Genomic DNA, 559 nt, shown 5'->3' on the forward strand with positions numbered 1-559 from the left:
AGTGGCCAGCATGGGCAGCGTACGCGAGCGCCGCCGACACTGGCTACTCCAACGGGGAGCAGGCCGCGCGCTGACCGGCTGCAGATGAACAGTCTCGAACAGGTCCGTTCTGTCTTCGACAGCGGCGATATGGGCATGATTCTAATCGGCATGCCCGGCATCGAGAAGCGAATCGCTCGCTTTCCTCAGCTTTATTCGCGTATCGGCTTCGTTCATGAGTTCCGGCCGCTTGGCGCGACGGAAGTCCAAGAGCTTCTTGAACGATGCTGGACACCGCCAGGCGTGAAGCTCCCTGATAGCGGCTTTACCCCCGAAGTAGTAGCGCGCCTAGTTCGGATGACTGGTGGCAACCTCCGACTTCTCACGCGGCTGCTCACCCAGGTTGAACGCGTGCTGGGCGTCAACGATGCCCAGGCTATCTCGGTTGAAATCGTCGAGGCAGCTAGAGACAGCCTTGTCATCGGCCAGGCCTGAGACTCGGGTACCTACGACATATAATTCCTCAAAAGCTACGACAAACAATGGTTCATCCGTACATTTGGTGAAGTGTGTTGGCGTT

General features: G+C 58.0%; 1 pseudogene. It reads left to right on the forward strand.

The features are described 5' to 3' along the window. Positions 1-474, forward strand: a pseudogene (locus tag HB393_RS24915) (ATP-binding protein); the annotation flags it as partial. Positions 475-559 lie beyond the last annotated feature (85 nt).

Origin of the sequence: Granulicella sp. dw_53 (assembly GCF_018449545.1) — a bacterium.
Classification (GTDB): domain Bacteria; phylum Acidobacteriota; class Terriglobia; order Terriglobales; family Acidobacteriaceae; genus Edaphobacter.